Source organism: Shewanella sp. SM95, assembly GCF_025653595.1.
Lineage (GTDB): Bacteria > Pseudomonadota > Gammaproteobacteria > Enterobacterales > Shewanellaceae > Shewanella > Shewanella oncorhynchi.
In genome coordinates this window covers 1-17731 of sequence record NZ_JAKKSE010000006.1, presented here as the reverse complement: position 1 = coordinate 17731, position 17731 = coordinate 1, and the positions used below count along the sequence as shown (strand labels likewise).

The 17731-nt window shown below is 45.8% G+C and carries 12 protein-coding genes; 7 read left to right on the top strand and 5 right to left on the bottom strand.

Translation table 11 applies throughout. The features are described from left to right. Positions 1 to 39: 39 nt before the first annotated feature. Together L5M29_RS09035 and L5M29_RS09030 are read right to left on the bottom strand one after the other, a co-directional pair. Entirely contained in the window at positions 40 to 1470 is a 1431-nt protein-coding gene (locus tag L5M29_RS09035; RefSeq protein WP_263167435.1) for a cytochrome C biosynthesis protein, read from the bottom strand. Positions 1471 to 1745: 275 nt separating this feature from the next. Continuing rightward, complete coding sequence (locus L5M29_RS09030) at positions 1746 to 2171, bottom strand: organic hydroperoxide resistance protein (protein WP_131524696.1); 426 nt, start codon at positions 2169 to 2171, stop codon at positions 1746 to 1748. A 139-nt stretch (positions 2172 to 2310) separates the two neighbouring features. Here L5M29_RS09030 and L5M29_RS09025 point away from each other — a divergent pair, with 139 nt between their 5' ends. The 5 genes from L5M29_RS09025 to L5M29_RS09005 all read left to right on the top strand — a co-directional run bounded on the left by L5M29_RS09025 (position 2311) and on the right by L5M29_RS09005 (position 8544). Beyond that, positions 2311 to 2808, top strand: coding sequence for a MarR family winged helix-turn-helix transcriptional regulator (locus L5M29_RS09025; RefSeq protein WP_263167432.1), 498 nt, complete (start codon positions 2311 to 2313; stop codon positions 2806 to 2808). Between the two features lie 137 nt (positions 2809 to 2945). Next, positions 2946 to 4121: a glycerol-3-phosphate dehydrogenase/oxidase gene (locus L5M29_RS09020; RefSeq protein ID WP_263167431.1), complete on the top strand. Its 1176-nt coding sequence runs from the start codon at positions 2946 to 2948 to the stop codon at positions 4119 to 4121. A gap of 109 nt (positions 4122 to 4230) precedes the next feature. Continuing rightward, positions 4231 to 5403 (top strand): 23S rRNA (uracil(747)-C(5))-methyltransferase RlmC, encoded by a 1173-nt coding sequence (gene rlmC, locus L5M29_RS09015; protein WP_263167428.1) that lies wholly within the window; start codon positions 4231 to 4233, stop codon positions 5401 to 5403. A gap of 200 nt (positions 5404 to 5603) precedes the next feature. Continuing rightward, on the top strand, positions 5604 to 6752 hold the full coding sequence (gene chrA / locus L5M29_RS09010; protein ID WP_263167424.1) for a chromate efflux transporter: 1149 nt from the start codon (positions 5604 to 5606) through the stop codon (positions 6750 to 6752). 127 nt (positions 6753 to 6879) lie between these two features. After that, positions 6880 to 8544, top strand: coding sequence for a methyl-accepting chemotaxis protein (locus L5M29_RS09005; protein WP_263167422.1), 1665 nt, complete (start codon positions 6880 to 6882; stop codon positions 8542 to 8544). A gap of 118 nt (positions 8545 to 8662) precedes the next feature. Here the strand turns inward: L5M29_RS09005 and fdhF are convergent, their stop codons facing one another. After that, on the bottom strand, positions 8663 to 12928 hold the full coding sequence (fdhF, locus tag L5M29_RS09000; protein ID WP_263167419.1) for a formate dehydrogenase subunit alpha: 4266 nt from the start codon (positions 12926 to 12928) through the stop codon (positions 8663 to 8665). 549 nt (positions 12929 to 13477) lie between these two features. On the opposite strand from fdhF, the gene prfB reads away from it, so the two are divergent. Further along, a protein-coding gene (prfB, locus tag L5M29_RS08995) for a peptide chain release factor 2 (protein ID WP_168824900.1) occupies positions 13478 to 14576 on the top strand; the annotation gives its coding sequence in 2 pieces (ribosomal slippage) (positions 13478 to 13552 and positions 13554 to 14576; 1098 coding nt in all). A gap of 28 nt (positions 14577 to 14604) precedes the next feature. Further along, positions 14605 to 16107: a lysine--tRNA ligase gene (gene lysS, locus L5M29_RS08990; RefSeq protein ID WP_263167416.1), complete on the top strand. Its 1503-nt coding sequence runs from the start codon at positions 14605 to 14607 to the stop codon at positions 16105 to 16107. A 243-nt stretch (positions 16108 to 16350) separates the two neighbouring features. On the opposite strand, the gene L5M29_RS08985 is transcribed toward lysS, so the two are convergent. After that, complete coding sequence (locus L5M29_RS08985) at positions 16351 to 16791, bottom strand: DUF2846 domain-containing protein (RefSeq protein WP_105250059.1); 441 nt, start codon at positions 16789 to 16791, stop codon at positions 16351 to 16353. 713 nt (positions 16792 to 17504) lie between these two features. Then, positions 17505 to 17731: transposase (locus L5M29_RS08980; protein WP_411569022.1), on the bottom strand; the 227-nt coding region annotated here is incomplete at its 5' end.

The window sequence follows — 17731 nt, the reverse complement described above, 5'->3', positions numbered from 1 at the left end:
CACTTGTGCTATCACTTTTTTTAGAAGTATTTTTGTCTATCAGCTTTTGGTCATGAGGTATTTTCGACTTAGAACGATAATCGCTGTGGCAATGAGCGAGCCTAAAATCAATCCGAGTGCTAGACTCACATTTTGCAGTGCTGTTGGGTCAATAACCAGTGCGATACCCATCCCCAACATCATCACGCCTGACATAAGTTTCAGGGTTTGGCCTTCTTTTTCGGTTAACTTACGTTTGCCTAAGGTCGCACTGAAAACGATAACAATAATAGCCAGCGGGATCACATATACAATATTGTATAAAACCAAATACATATAGCGTTCAATGTCTGGCAGATTGTGCATAGATAGCACACTGGTGTAGATCATTGGGAAGCCTGCGGTGCAAAGTAACTCATAGGCATTGGCGAGGATAGCTAATACGGTAGAACCTATGAGTAACGCGCCTAAGTTACTGGAATTGGATAGTTTCCCCATGCGTTTTATTAGACTCGTACGATTTTCTGCCGACATCGATAGTGTCACTTCTCCCTTAGTAAAGAAGTAATCTTTGATATTGATGGCTCCTGCGATCAAAGCTAAACAACCCGCCGCTAAAATGATCATACCGCCATCACTGCCTGCCCCCAGCAGTTGGAAGATGTTTAGCCATGCCGTCATAAACAGGAAATAAATAAAGCCGGAGAAGAATACGAAAATCCCGCCGACGAGTAACATGCGGCTGCGACTCTTGGCATTAACCATTATCGACAGTAAAAATAGCAACACAAAGAAGGCGCAAGGGTTAAAAGCATCGACACCTGCGAGCACTAAGGTGAGTAACGGCAGAGACATAGTCTCAGGTGTCACTACTCCCACTAAAGGTAATTCAACGGGTTGAACTTCTGGCTCTGCAACGGGCTCGCTTAAGCTGGTGGCATCACAGGTGCCTTCGCCAGTATCTGTGCCACAAGTGCCAAAGAGCGGTGCATCTGTTTGAGCGCTTGTGGTTGTGCTGGTGGCTCCTTTGGTGGGGAGGTCAGCGTCGCTCAGTTTACCGCCAAGGGATAAATAACAATTCTTCAGTCGATTGACTAAAAATTCACCCGTTACCGCTTCACTTGAATATCCCACAATGGCCTTTTCACAACTTGCCATATAGGGTACTGAGCGTGCTTCAGTACTGGTTTTGGAGGCGATATTTTGCCAAATATCCTGTACGCCGGGATCTGATACCCTATGGGATTCGAGTTCAATCCAAGGGTATTTTTGCGGTAATGAATCAATGAACGGATGGGCCTCTGCACAGTGCGGACAGGTTTTTGACCAAAAGAAATACAGCTTAATTTTGAGCTCACCCTGATCATTCACATAATGCCACGTTCGATCCGCTGAGCTTGAGGGTGTTGTCTCGGCCCAGCTCGGGATAGAAAAGGCAAAGAGGAATAATAGCGAGCAAAAGAGAGATAATTTCGATAGATATTTTGTCATAGCGCCTCCCACAGAGAGTGGGTTTAAGTATCGTCAAACGGTTCGATTATCTCTTACTCTACTTAAATCAATCATTTTGATTAAATTAGATATTAAGAAGTGTTAGTTAACTCGCGAATAATAATTTTTTGGGAACTGAAACCAGTTTATCTCCCTGTAAAATGGGGTGATGCACACTCACTCTCAGCTTGAGTCGTTATTGGCTAATAAAGAATAAAGCACCCGAGGGTGCTCTATTTCTGACGTTATCAACAGGTGTCGATGATGGGTTATGGTTAGCCTAACGTTACGCCATTTACGCTAAGTTTCACGTCGATATTATTGCGTGTGGCGTTCGAGTACGGACAAACTTGATGCGCATGACGCACTAGGGCTTCTGCGGCTTCTTGCGGTAAATCTAAGCTGACTTCTAAGGCAACCGCTAATGCAAAACCACCGGCGTCATTGGCACCAATCCCAACAACTGCACTGACTGGCGCTTCGGTAATATCCACTTTGCCGATTTTTGCGACGTGCAGAACGGCGTTTGAGAAACAGGCGGCATAACCTGCGGCAAACAGTTGTTCAGGATTAGTGGCGAGACCGCTACCGCCCATGGCTTTTGGATAGGCTAAAGCGACATCAAGTAAACCATCATCAGTGCTGACTTGACCTTGACGACCCGCTTTTGCTGTGGCACGTGTTTCATAAAGTGTTTTCATAGTATTAGACCTTCTGAGGTTAAGGATTAAGTAAATCGATTTAAATTGTGCGCAATTCAATTGTGATAAACTATAATTCGATCTTTGGTGTGAATGCAAGTATATTGTGCGCAATATATTTAATTTGTCGGATCTTCCTATGGCAACAACTCAACCCAACACCCGTGTTAATCCTGTCGATATGGCAGAAAATACCAGCACAGAGAATGCCTTATGTCTTGAGAATCAAGTGTGCTTCTCACTTTATAGTGCTGCAAATGTTATGGTGCGTGCCTATCGGCCTTTGTTGGACAAATTAGATCTAACCTATCCGCAGTACTTAGTCATGCTAGTGCTATGGGAAGAGCAGGGGATTAGTGTCAAAACCTTAGGCGATAAACTTTTCCTCGATTCAGGCACGTTAACGCCATTGCTGAAGCGGCTAGAATCTAAAGGATTAGTGACTCGCGGGCGTAGCGAGCAGGATGAACGCGTGAGAGTGCTGGCCTTAACGCCAGCGGGGCTTGCCCTCAAAACACAGGCAAGTGAAATTCCCCATTTGATGCGTTGCAAAGTCGGCGGCGAGGCGAGCGAACTAAAAGCCTTAAAGACTATGTGCGATCAAGCACTTAAGCAATTACATGCCAGTATTGATTAAACTCTTATCGTCGAGATTTGATCTAAGATTAACTTATTGACATATTAACGCTTATTAGCGGTTCGACTGAGTGCAATGGGTTGTATGCTTGAAGCTCAGCGGGTCAGTCGTCTATTGAAGGTTAGCGAGAGTAAGTTATGGCCTGTTTCGATGTAGCCATTATTGGCGGTGGGATCAGCGGTGTCGGCATTGCCCAATATGCGGCAGCAGCGGGCTATTCCACCTTGCTGATTGAAAAGGGCGAAATTGGCGGCCAAACCTCAGCGAATTCCAGCAAGCTTATCCACGGTGGTTTACGCTATTTAGAAACCGGACAAATTAATTTAGTCCGTAAGTCATTGCTTGAAAGGCGACATTTACTCAATCTTGCGCCATCACTTGTTAAAGCTGTGCCCTTTTATATTCCCGTGTACGACAACAGTCAGCGCAGTCCCTGGACCATTCGCGCAGGACTGAGTATGTATGCACTGCTGAGTGAATTTGATCCTTTAGGCCAATTTGTGTCGGTACCTGCTGTGCATTGGCATCGTTTGAAGGGATTAAAACTCTCTGGATTAAAAGCCGTATTTCAGTACTGGGATGCGCAGACCGACGATAAATTGCTCACTCAAGCGGTGGCGCGCAGCGCGCAGGCACTGGGCGCTGAAGTGTATGCCGAGGCTGAATTTCTTGAGCTGGAACACAAGCGCGAGACCTGTGAGCTGAGTTTTAGCCACAGGGGCGAAATCCATAAAGCCGAAGCGAAGCTTGTGATTAATGCTGCAGGTCCTTGGGTGAATGAGGTGTTGAGTAAAGTGTTGCCCCCACTTGCGGGTGTTGAACTCGATTGGGTGCAAGGCGCCCATGTGTTACTGGATATTCCTGCGCCCGATGGCATCTTGTACTTAGAGTCATGCTTCGATAAACGAGTAATATTTGTGATGTCTTGGTATGGTCAAACCTTAGTCGGCACCACAGAAACTGAATTAACCTCTTTAGATAAGCCGCCTGAGGCGACCGAATCTGAAATTAATTATCTGCTGGGGATCTACAAACATTATTTCCCACTAACGCCGGATATTGATGAGCTCAAGGCTTTAATTACCCAAACCTTCTGCGGCATTCGGGTTTTACCTAAGCAAAATAGCCAAGCCTTTGAGCGGCCGCGGGATACTTTGATGAAAACATCAATTTCCCATCCGCGCATCCTCAGTTTATACGGCGGTAAGTTAACGACGTTTCGCAGCACCTCGGCAGAAGTGCTTGAATGGATTGAAAAGGCCATAGGTAAGCGGCAGTCTATTGCTGATGTTGATAAACTCACCCTATCTTGAGTGCGCCGTGAATTATGCACTTGATGCTGATTTGAATATGCTTCAAGGTGATTTTTACCTGTAAAACCGCTACAGTGTGGCGCTTTTTTACTGATATCTAGGATCTGCCGTGAATGTTGCTATTGTAAATACCGCCAAGCAATGTGGTTATTTTAACCAAGGTCAGTGCCTTTCTTGCCGGCATATACAACAGCCTATGGTGCAGCAAGTGGCGGTTAAGACTCAAACTTTACAGCAACTACTCGCGCCTTTTATCCCAGCTAATTTACCCGATATTTTTCAGCCGCCGGTAATTGGCGAGGACAGCGGCTTTCGTAATAAAGCTAAAATGGTAGCCTTAGGCGCCGCCCATGCGCCTGTGCTGGGGATTATGAGCCCAAGTGGCGAGGCGGTAGATCTTTGTGACTGCCTTTTATATCCATCTGATATGCAAGATTTATTACATCGCTTAACACGCTTTGTGCAGCAGGCTGGACTTCCTCCTTATCGGGTAGATAGAGCCAAGGGTGAACTTAAATTTATTCTGCTGACCCGCAGTCAAGTGCGTGGTGAATATCTACTGCGGTTTGTACTGCGGTCCACCAATAGTATCGAACGTATCGAACGTGAATTACCTGCATTATTAGCTGAATATCCGCAAATAAAAGTGGTGTCAGTCAATATCCAACCGGTTCATATGGCAATACTTGAGGGTGATGAAGAGATTTTTTTAACTGAGAATACTAGGCTTGAAGAACGTTTTAATCATGTGCCTTTGTTCATTCGGCCTAAGAGCTTTTTCCAAACCAATCCACACGTTGCGGCGCAGTTATATCAAACGGCCCGTGAATGGGTTGCCGAGTTTTCACCTCATTCGTTATGGGATCTCTTCTGTGGTGTAGGCGGTTTCGGACTGCACTGTGCATCCAAAGACATTACCCTCACAGGGATTGAAATTGAAGCTGAAGCGATTGCCTGCGCGCAAATGTCAGCGCAGATGATGGGGCTCGAAAACGTGCAATTTATGGCGCTCGATTCCACCGACTTTGCTAAGGGTAAAAGCGCTGCCGATAAGCCGGATTTGATCATAGTTAATCCGCCGAGGCGCGGTATTGGCGAGGCTTTATGCCAGTCATTAAGCGAGTTTGCCCCTAAGGCCATTCTCTATTCAAGCTGTAATCCGCAAACCTTAGCGAAAGATCTCGAACATATTCAAGGCTATCACTTAACCAAAGTGCAGCTATTTGATTTATTCCCCCACACGGATCACTTCGAAGTACTAGTCATGTTGGTGAAGGATTAATTTTTTAGCTCATCAATTTATCACTAAGCATTTGTACTTATTCGTTTTACGATTCTTGAAATCCGCTCAAACTATCTTAAGGACTCTACCATGTGGAGTCTTTGCAATACTTTTATCTGCGCTGCTCGCGTGAAACTTCATCAAAGTGTCTTTTTAGTGGCATAATCTTTAGCACTTTATGCATTGATGGGCGGCGATTTATGCTACAGATTTTCCTACGCTTTTTTACCTTGGGCTTGATGAGTTTTGGCGGGCCTGCGGCGCACATTGGTTATTTTCGCCAGACCTTCGTAAATGAACTCGGTTGGCTCGATGATAAGCGTTACGCCAGTCTGGTTGCCTTAAGCCAATTTATGCCGGGGCCAGGGTCGAGCCAAGTGGGCCTCGCCATTGGTTATCAAAGAGGCGGGCTTGTTGGCGCGCTTGCTGCTTTTGCTGGTTTTACACTACCTTCCTTTATTTTGATGTACTTACTGGCGGTAACAACGTCGGCATGGCTCGCCAATCATTATGTTCAAGGGATGATTTATGGGCTTAAATTAATGGCCGTCGTTGTGGTTGCCGATGCCGTTCTCGCCATGTTTAAACAGTTCTGCCAACGCAAATCCGCACGCCTATTAATGTTAGTTAGTGCTGCGGCAATTTTGATTGCGCCATCGATGTGGACGCAAATCCTGCTGCTACTCGGCGCTGCGACTATCGGTATATATAAATTGAGTGCGACGCAAGATGACACTGCTCCGCTTGCACCTATCAAATTGAATTATATATATTTACTGCTCTTTTTTGTGTTACTCATCGGCAGTTTTTTTATCGTGGATTTAGGCTCTGAAGCTTGGATCTTCGGTGAGTTTTATCGCGTAGGGAGCTTAGTATTTGGTGGTGGTCATGTTGTACTACCTCTGTTGGAAACTGCGGTGGGTGATACCATAGGTGGCGATCGTTTTCTGACAGGTTATGCCTTTGCCCAAGCAGTGCCAGGACCTATGTTTACCTTTGCGACCTTTTTAGGCGCTGAAGTGATGTTAGATAAGCCCTTCATGGGGGCTTGCATCGCAACCGCAGCCATTTTCTTACCCGGTTTTTTACTCATGCTGGTGGGGTTGAAAAGTTGGCATGCGATTGCCGCAAGACCAAAAATTGCTGGCGCGATAGCGGGAGTGAATGCTTGTGTTGTTGGCTTACTTGCCGCAGCACTTTATCAACCCGTGTTTTCTCAGGCGGTATTCTCAGGTAAAGATATGGCCTTGGTATTGCTCGGTTTTGGTGCATTAAAGTTATTTAAACCACCCATGCTACAACTGGTATTAGGCTTTAGTGTATGTGGTGTGCTGCTTAATATGCTTTGAACTGAGTCGTTATTAATCGAATGTTTATTGAGCAAGATTAAGATTTTGTTACTTTAAGCGCATAGAAATACAACAATCTTAGCTATACTCCGAAGATACAAGTTGTAATCCTTTGGAGCATTCAAGTATGTCTAAGTTGAGTTTGCGCAATAAATTATTATTGCTGTCGCTGTTTCCTTTGATCCTCGCATTATTGGTGTTGATGTCGGTTTCTTATTATGTTGAGCAAGATGCGCTTGCCGATGAGGTGGTTACCTTTAGATCTAAGCTCGTCGGTGAACGTAAACAACAAATCAAAGAAGCTACCGAAATTGCCGCTGGTATAGTGAATTACCAATTATCGTTAAAAGAACAAGGGAATGTGAATCAAGCGCTAAGAGACATACGTTTTGGCAGTGCGGGTTATTTCTTCATGTATGACTCTCAAGGGAAAAATATTTTTCATGCCCTAATACCGAGTTTAGAGGGGCAAAATAAAATGGATATGACAGATCCTCGCGGCACTAAAATTATCGTCGGTCTGCTCGATGCCGCTAAACGTGGCGATGGTAGTTTCTCCTATTACTATCAAAAACCTAATACTAATGAACAGATTGAAAAAATCAGTTACGCCATGATGATCCCTGGTACTGACTGGATGTTAGGTACTGGGGCATATATCGATGATATTGAAGCTGTTGTTGAAGATTATCGTGAGACAGTGACTGAGCAAATGACTGAAAAATCCTTCGCGATTTTGCTGATAGCGCTTTTCCTTACGGGTATTACTGGCTTTATCATTATGATTGCCGCCCACCGTATGGTCGTGCCAATCAAGAATATGGCCGATAACTTAAATGATATTGCTAAGGGCGAAGGGGATTTAACCAAACGACTTACCGTAAAAGGTGAAGACGAAATTGCCCAACTTGGGCGCTCCTTTAACCTCTTTGTCGATAAACTTCAGCATATTATCGGCGATGTTGCGACTGCGACGGCTAAAGTAAAAACGGCAGCCAATGCGATTCATGATCAAACTAAAGTCATGTCGAGCCAGTTGGTGAGTCATAACAATGAAACCGATCAGGTGGTGACTGCAATCACTGAGATGTCCTCCACTGCGAACGAAGTGGCTAAGAATACCACTCAAGTAGCCGAAGCGACTCACGCTGCTACTGGTGATGTGGCGAATGCACAGCGTTGTGTTGATGCTTCGCTTGAGGAGATTGCGTCTTTAATGTCGCAAATTAACAATGCGGCAGGCAGTATAAAATCACTCAGCGAGCAATCACAGAAGATCAACAGCGTGCTTTCTGTCATTGGCGGTATTGCCGAGCAAACTAACCTATTGGCATTGAACGCCGCCATCGAAGCGGCCCGTGCTGGTGAACAGGGTCGTGGATTTGCTGTGGTCGCCGACGAGGTGCGTAATTTAGCCAGTCGAACTCAAGCCAGCACGTTAGAAATCAACGAGATGTTATCGGCACTGCATAAGCTAGTGACCCAAGCCGTGAAAGCCATGGAAGAGAGTCAGCAAAGCTGTGTACGTTCGGTGGATTCTTCTCGTACGATTTCCGATAGTTTAGGCTCAGTCACTTCAGCGGTAACGGCGATTAATGATATGAGTACCCAAATTGCGGCCGCGGCGACAGAGCAAAGCTCAGTAACCGAAGAAATTAACCGTAACGTGTATGCCATCCAAGAGATTGTAAACGAGCTGCTTCATTCCAGCGAAGATGCCGCTAGGATCAGTATGACAGTCTCGGAAGAAGGCATTAACTTGGGCAAGTTAGTGGGCCAGTTTAAGATTTAATTGCAGCAATCTTGATTAAAACGGGAGACTTAAGGTCTCCCGTTTTATTTGGCTTATTTATCTTTTTGAAGAGCACTTAATCCATTTACTTTAGTCAATCCAGCCTAGTCAGTTCATTCTAATCAATTTTCTCGGCAACCCGCTCAACCCTTACCGAGCAGACCTTATATTCAGGGATAAAAGCGACAGGATCGAGCGCATTGATGGTAAGTTTATTCGCCGCAGCTTCCACAAAGTGGAAGGGCAGGAATAGCACGCCAGCTTGGGCTCTTTTCGTCACAAAGGCGTCGATTTCAATTTCACCGCGACGGGTTGTGAGTTTGATTTTATCGCCATTGCCTATGCCGAGTTGCTCGGCATCGTAGACTGAAATCATTACTTTAGGCGAGCCGAGTAAGTCGAGTCCAGCCGTTTTACGGGTTAAGGTGCCTGTGTGGAACTGTTCCAGTAAACGTCCGGTCGACAGAGTGAGCGGGTACTCACTGCAGGGCATTTCTGCGGGTAGGCGATAACTCACTGGCGTAAACTTGCCTAAACCGCGGGTGAATTGGCCTTGGTGCATAATGGGAGTACCTGGATGAGCTTCATCAGGGCAAGGCCATTGAATACCTTGGGGAATTTTATCGTCAACTCCAGTGCTTAATCGCTGCCAAGTAATGCCGCGATATTGTGGTGTCAGCTCATTGATTTCCTGCCAAATAGCTTCTTCATTAGGGTAATCCCAAGCGGCACCCATCGCATTGGCAATGGTTTGGACAATTTGCCAATCGGGCAGGGCTTCACCTGGCGGTAGCAGGGCCTGTTCGAGTCGCTGCACTCGTCGTTCAGTATTAGTGAAATGACCGCGTTTTTCGACAAAGGCCGCGGCGGGCAGAACCACGTCGGCAAGCTCGGCGGTTTCGGTGAGGAAGATGTCCTGCACCACTAAAAAGTCGATTGCATTAAGCGCCCTAAGCACATGGGCTTGATCTGGGTCGCTTAATACGGGGTTTTCGCCCATCACATATAAAGCCTTGATTTTCCCTTTGGAAATATCATGCATCATATGGGTTGCGGTCACGCCAATCTCCCCCGATAACGGCGTTTGCCAATGTGCCTCGAAACGCATTCTGGCATGAATGTCGGTGACTTTTTGGTAACCACTGAAGAAGTTAGGCAGTGCGCCCATATCACAGGCACCTTGCACATTACTTTGTCCCCGCAGCGGGTTAATCCCCGCACCTTCAACTCCAATATTGCCGCATAGAAGTTGTAGATTAGATATGGCGGTGACATTGTCGTGTCCCGTCGTGTGCTGGGTAATGCCCATGGCATAGTAGACTGCGGTTTTGTCGGCCGTTCCTATGGTTTGGGCGATGCGGGCGATATCTTCGGCTTTAACGCCTGTTATTAAGGCTGCATTATCTAGGCTGTAATCTACTTTTTTGAGTTCAGCATAGAGAGCATCCACGCCTTCGGTGCGCGCGGCAATGTAGCTTTTATCCTGCCAGTCGTTGCGGATAATTTCTGCCATAATCGCATTGAGTAGCATGACGTCTGTGCCGGGTCTGTGGGCGACATAAAGCTGTGCACTGTCGGCAATGGCGACACGTTTAGGGTCGGCCACCATTAATCTTGCGCCATGCAAAGCCACGGCTTGCTTAATTTTCGAGGCGATGATCGGGTGAGCACTGCTGGTGTCTGAGCCTATGATAAAAATCACATCCGATGCTTGAATGCTCGGAATGTCATTGGTCATGGCACCACTACCGATACTTTGCTGTAGCCCAGTGACTGTGGATGAATGGCACAGACGGGCGCAATGGTCGATGTTATTGGTGCCGAGTATGCTTCTGACAAATTTTTGCAGGAGGAAGTTTTCTTCATTAGTGGCTTTTGCCGAGGCCAAACTTGCCAGTGCATTGCTGCCATGTTGCTGTTTTATTCGCTGTAAATTTTCGGCCACATAGGCGATGGCTTCAGGCCAACTACTTGGCGTGAGCTGGCCATTTTTACGAATGAGTGGCGTGGTGAGGCGTTTTTCACTGTGAATAAAATCGAAACCAAACCGGCCTTTCACACACAACATGCCTTGGTTTACCACAGACTCTTTATTGCCCTCGATATGACGGATCTGATTCGTGCTGGTATCGATTTTAAGGTCAAGCCGACAGCCTACGCCGCAATAGGTACAAATCGTTGATGCGGTTTTGAGTGGCATTTCATCGCCTTGGCGTTTATCCCGCGCATCGACGAGTGCACCCGTTGGGCAAACCTGCACACAGTTGCCGCATTGCACACATTTGCTGTCGGCCATGCTGGCGTTAAAGCCGACTCTCGGTGCTCGGCGCGTTGCGGTTTCACTTATGTCTTGCGGCAGCGCTTGATAGGAATCATGGGCAAATTGAATCGCACAATGGCCACTCTGCAACTGGCACACATCGACGCACTTACCGCAGCTAATACAACGATTTGCATCAAATTGAATGAACGGACTCGATTTGTCGACCGAAAACTTACGCGCGCTTTGAGTGTTGAGTGACTTAGGTTCGACATGGTAGTCGGTCGCATAGTCCCTTAATTTACAATCCGTATTAGCTTGGCAGGCGCATTCGAGGCATCGCGCCGCTTCTTGCATGGCGGCATCGGGAGCAAAACCTAGCTCGACTTCGCCGTAATTGAGTAGACGCTGCACCGCGTTCAATTCGGGCATGGTTAAACGGGCTTTACGTGCGACAGAGGGGTAGAGTTCGGCAGTTGGCAAGCCTTGTTTTATTGTGTTACCGACTGCTTTTGATGAATTAAATTCAGTGGCATGCAGCTTGCAACTTAGGCCTTGTTTGAGCAATTTATCTATGGCAATTGCGGCTTTATTGCCGTCGCCTATCGCGGCGACTGCGGTAGCAGGGCCGCGGCGTGCATCCCCCACCACAAAGAGTTTTTCAACCCCGGACGACATAGTGTGCTCGCAGCCAATAAAGGTATTCCAGCGGCTGAGAGCGAGTTCACCATTGCTTAAGTGGCTCGCGGGATCTTGCATAAAACTCATATCGGGAGTTTGTGATACTGCGGCTATCACAGTGTCGAAATCTTGAGTAAAGGTTTCACCGGTATCAACGGGAGCGCGTCTGCCAGAGGCATCGGCTTCGCCGAGTGCCATCTTAGCGAAGGTGACTGAATGGACTCTACCTTGCACATCGCTATGGTTTTCAAGCGGATTGGTTAAAAAATGAAACTTCACCCCTTCGACTTCGGCCTCATGTACCTCGTAAGCTTCGGCGGGCATTTCGGCGCGGGTGCGACGGTAAATTAGGGTGACATCGCAGCCTTCACGCACTGCTGTGCGGGCGCAATCAATAGCGGTATTGCCACCACCAATGACAGCGACTTTTTTGCCCAGTACGAGTGTCTTGTCGAGACAATGATCTTTTAAGTAATCGACACCTAAGTAGCAACCCGAGAGTGTGCTGCCGGGATAATCCATAGGCACAGCTTTTTGGGCGCCAATGGCGAGACAGACGGCATCAAAATCTTCAACTAATTGATTTAAATGTATCTCGTGACCGAGACGTGTTTCTGTGTGTATGGTTAAGCCATTGCGGCACAGGAGTGCGATCTCCTTGTCTAGTATCGCCTTAGGTAAACGATACTCAGGAATACCATAACGTAGCCAACCACCCGCCTGTGGCATAGATTCGAATACCTCTACGCTATGACCTTGGTTTGATAAGTAATATCCGGCACTTAACCCAGCTGGACCCGCACCGATAATGGCAACTTTTTTGCCCGTGTCGGTTTGGCGTGGCGGCACATAACTCATGCCCCCATTTTCGCCATCTGCTAAGTCGAGATCGGCGGCGTGGCGTTTTAATTGGCGTATGGCAATGGGCTCATCGACGAGTCCGCGGCGACATTGTGCTTCACAAAAAGCAGGGCAAACACGGCCAATGGAGAGTGGCAGCGGCAAAGTTTGTTTAATGACTTTAACGGCTTCAGTATGGTTGCCTTGGGCTATGTGATACAGGTAACTCTGCACATCGACGCCCGCTGGGCATGCTTGTTGGCAGGGGGCTTCGCAATCAGCAAAATGATCGCTCAAGATTTCGGTCAGCGCTTGTTTGCGTTTTTGGCTTAAGAATTCAGACTGAGTTATGACTCGCATGCCGACGGTGGCGGACGTTTCACAGGCGCGTACGCAGCGCAAACTCGCGTCGGAATTCTCAATTTGGACGACACACAAATTGCATGCTTGCTTGTCTGCATGTTCGTGAATGCCTAATTGCTGCGAGGCTGCGCTGGGATCACATAAGCTGGGTATTGCTATGCCAGCAGCATGCGCCACTTGCAGTAGGTTATCGGTCGGATTAACCGACAACACTTGGTCATCAATTTGAAGTTCTATCATCCCATGGCCTTTTTATATGTAGGGTGCTTAGCTGCTATAGCGCGGGGCTGCAGGCTTAGGTTGTTTCGAGTATACCTAGACAGCTTTAGAAGACGCTTATGGGCGAGTGAAGTTTGCTGCAAAATTGCAGCTTGAATCACAAACCCGCTCAGACTGTGCGCTGATGAATGTTTGTTCTAGTTTAGTCGTGATGGGGTTGGCGTTATCAGGCCTTTTTAGTTGTGTTTCCTTTGATATTATGGGGATTTTTTAGGCAGGAGAGCGCTTGTGTGTCAGCCATTGGCCTCGCGCATAGCACTATCTTGGCTAAATTCTTGGCTAAATTTAAGTAAGATCACAGTCTTAACTCATTGCTTTTTGTTAGTCTCGGCTTTAGTGCTGTGGTCTTTTAGCTTGGAAAATAATCCTTGTTATCCCATTTAATGAACAGTGCACCCCTAGGTTTACCAGTCTGGTTAGGTTAAAATGCGCGGTTGCAAATACTGTTAATCACCGCCCCTTTTAGTGGAAGATCAATTAAAGCGGCCAAATAAAGAAAGTTGAAAACTCATGTTTGAAGTTAATCCAGTAAAATTCAAAATTAAGGAGCTTGCCGAGCGCACGGAGCTTCTTAGGGGGTATCTTTGACTACGATGCCAAAAATGAGCGTCTAGAAGAAGTTACTCGTGAGCTTGAAAGTTCAGAAGTGTGGAACGACCCAGAGCGCGCCCAAGCCTTAGGCAAAGAGCGCGCCAGCCTAGAAGCTGTGGTCAAAACCATAGACGATATGGACTCAGGTCTTGAAGATGTTGAAGGCTTACTCGAGCTGGCTATTGAAGAGGAAGACGAAGATACCTTCAATGAAACCAGTAAAGAGCTGGATTATCTCGAAAGCCGCCTTGCCGATCTTGAATTCCGTCGTATGTTCTCCGGCCCGCAAGATGCGTCAAACTGTTATTTAGACATTCAGTCTGGTAGTGGTGGTACCGAAGCCCAAGATTGGGCCAACATGGTGCTGCGTATGTACCTACGTTGGGGCGAAGCCCATGGCTTTAGCCCTGAGTTGATGGAAGTAACCGATGGTGACGTGGCCGGTATTAAAGGCGCGACCATTAAGTTTACTGGCGAATATGCGTTCGGTTGGTTACGCACTGAGACTGGCGTGCACCGTTTAGTACGTAAGTCGCCATTCGATTCATCGGGTCGTCGTCATACATCATTCTGCTCTGTGTTCGTTTATCCAGAAATCGATGACGATATCACGATTGATATCAACCCATCGGATCTACGTATTGACACTTATCGTGCATCGGGCGCGGGTGGTCAGCACGTTAACAAAACGGAATCGGCGATTCGTATTACCCACTTACCGACTAACACAGTCGTGCAGTGCCAGAACGACCGTTCACAGCATAAAAATAAAGATGCTGCGATGAAGCAGCTGAAAGCAAAACTGTTTGAGTTAGAAATGCTCAAGCAAAATGCCGACAAACAGGCCGCAGAAGACGCTAAGTCTGATATCGGCTGGGGCAGTCAAATTCGCTCTTATGTATTAGACGATGCCCGCATTAAAGACTTACGCACAGGCGTTGAAACCCGCAATACTCAAGCGGTACTCGATGGCGATCTGGATAAGTTTATCGAAGCCAGTTTGAAATCTGGGCTGTAATTAATTCAAGGTATAGACGAGAAATAAGATGACTGAACAAGTAATTGATGAGAACAAACTGATCGCCGAGCGCCGTGCCAAGCTAGAAAGCATCCGCCCAAATTGTAGTGCTAATGCCCATCCAAATACCTTCCGTCGCACCCATAAAGCGGCTGAATTACAAGCACAGTATGGTCAAAACACTAAAGAAGAACTCGAAGCCTTAGGTTTTAAGACCAGCATTGCTGGCCGCATCATGGCAAAGCGTGGCCCTTTCTTAGTGATCCAAGACGTGTCTGGCCGTATTCAAGCTTACGCTGAAAAAAGCGTACAAGCTGATTTGAAAGAGCGTTTTCAAGGTCTGGATATCGGTGACATCATAGGTGTAACCGGTCAGCTGCATTTGTCTGGCAAAGGCGACTTATATGTCAACATGGAACAGTACGAGCTACTGACCAAGGCCCTGCGTCCATTGCCTGCGGATTATTATGGTCTAGCCGATCAAGAAATGCGCTATCGTCAACGTTACGTGGATCTCATCGTTAACGAAGATTCGCGCAATGCCTTCATCATGCGTTCTAAAGTGGTTTCTGCAATCCGTAACTTCATGATCAAAAAAGAGTTCATGGAAGTTGAAACCCCTATGATGCACGTGATCCCAGGTGGTGCTTCGGCGCGTCCTTTTATCACTCATCACAACGCCTTAGACATGCCAATGTATCTGCGTATCGCGCCAGAATTATACTTGAAGCGTTTAGTCGTCGGTGGTTTTGAGCGTGTGTTCGAAATCAACCGTAACTTCCGTAACGAAGGTCTGTCGCCACGTCATAACCCAGAATTCACTATGATGGAATTCTATATGGCTTATGCAGACTACAAAGATCTGATGGACTTAACCGAAGAAATGCTCAGCTCGATTGCTATCGAACTGCTCGGCAGTGCGCAAATGCCATACGGCGAGCACACAGTTGATTTCGGCGGCCCATACGCACGTTTAAGCATGTTAGAAGCGATTCAGAAGTACAATCCTGATAACGCGACTATCCAAGCTATGACCTATGAGCAAGTGAAAGATGTTGAATTCATGCGCGATTTGGCGAAAAGCTTAGGCATGAAGATTGAGAAGTTCTGGACTTGTGGTCAGCTACTTGAAGAAATCTTCGGTGAAACAGCTGAATGGCAATTGATGCAACCGACCTTCATCACTGGCTACCCTGCGGACATTTCACCACTGGCACGTCGTAACGATGACAACCATTTCATCACTGACCGTTTCGAATTCTTCATCGGTGGCCGCGAAGTGGCTAACGGCTTTAGCGAGCTGAACGATGCTGAAGACCAAGACAACCGCTTTAAAGCGCAGGTTGACGCGAAAGATGCTGGCGACGATGAAGCTATGTTCTACGATGCAGACTATATCACTGCACTGGAACACGGTTTGCCACCAACGGCAGGTCAAGGTATTGGTATCGACCGTTTAGTGATGTTATTCACTAATGCTCATACTATCCGTGACGTGATCCTGTTCCCTGCTATGCGCCCACAGGCGTAATGCAGTCGAACAAGATATTTCGGTTAGTCATTTTATCGACGATGAATGAGTGGGAATTGGCTAAACAGTAAAAGGTTTACTCATTAGCTGACAATCATAGTGATAAAATGCACCATAAAAACCAGCCATTTGGCTGGTTTTTTGTTTTCTAGAACTTTTTAAAAGTTGTGATTATTAAAGATACAACTGCATAAGCTATATTGTTACAGCTGAATTTTTATAAAAGCACAAATTAGCTATAAACTATTTGGCAAGTTTACATTCTTTAACATTCTTCATGCCTTCACCGTCAGTTACTGACTGCAACCCCGCACCGCCAACAAAAACACCTATTTTTATATATTGCTCGATAAAGTAGTTTTTACCACCTTCTGTCGATAGTTTTAAATTATTTTCACTGAATTCTGATTCGGTAGAAAGTGTTTGCTCACCTGGTTCGACTTCCTTGTAGAAGTAGACTTTATTAGCAGATTCGCCAATCATCTCACCATTAATATAGATATTTTTCTTTAGAGCCTGACCCGCAAAACTATTGCGGTATATATAAATCCCTGTTTTATTGTCAGCTGGCTTCTGGAATGTCTTAAGCTTTGCATCTTCCTCTTGTGAAGCCATTGGTACTGTGGCACAACCTGAGAGTAGAAGGAAAATGGCCAGCATAGGCGTTAGAAGTTTTTTTAACATGATTTGTCCTTAAATAAGTGTCTTATTTTAATTGTAAAAATATAAGCTTTTGTTATTTAGATAAATTTATCTTTATTTATAACGCTTTAATTTATTGAGCTTTTAAAGTTATTAAATGTGTTATCTCCTTTGGGATCGTTTGAACATTCAACATGAACGCCATAACATGGGCAGAATGTATGGAATGTCATGTTGGTAAAGTCAGCTATTATCATTTTTGTGCAAGAGCACTAGGCCAAAAATAAGTTATTACAAAGTCATTAAGAGGCAAATTAATGGTGTTTTTATTCTTGCTAAATATAACTTAAGCTTTATTGGTTTGCTAATAGTTTATTTTAAATTTTGTGATGTCAAATAGTAGTTTTCTTTGTTTGTTGTTATTTTTTAAAGCTAGTGAGTTTTTTGTTTTGGTCTTTGATTTTTTCTTGCGGTTTTACGGTTTTTATAAATCGTAAAATGATTAAGTAATAAGTCGCTAGCGCTTAAGGTAGTTTTGTTTATGTTGCTGATTAACTAATTTAGACTCTATTGCAATATGAAGTTATAGAATGGATTAGGTTTATTACTTGGGTAGGAGTTAAGTGGTCTGATATTTAGCTCAATTTATAAAGAAGTTTTAAATCAGCAATGAGTTAATTATTCTACTTAAGGTTACTTGTATGCCCATGGTTAACTTAGTAGGTGTTGACTGACCAGGGCAACCGCATGAATGTTTAAAATTCGCCCAACTGCAATCCTGCTAATAAAACCGATTCTAGATATTCAGGTTTCATCCAAGCTCTTTTCTGTTTCGCCGGAATGCTTCCCTTAGAAGGTTCTGCCCTAAGCATATTGAGTGATATTTGCCTAAGCATGGCCCAATTTTCTGCCCCATGATGTTGGTAAATCTGGCAACTATCTTCTTTCATTGAGACATCTAGCACCCAGTGTAAGCTGTTTT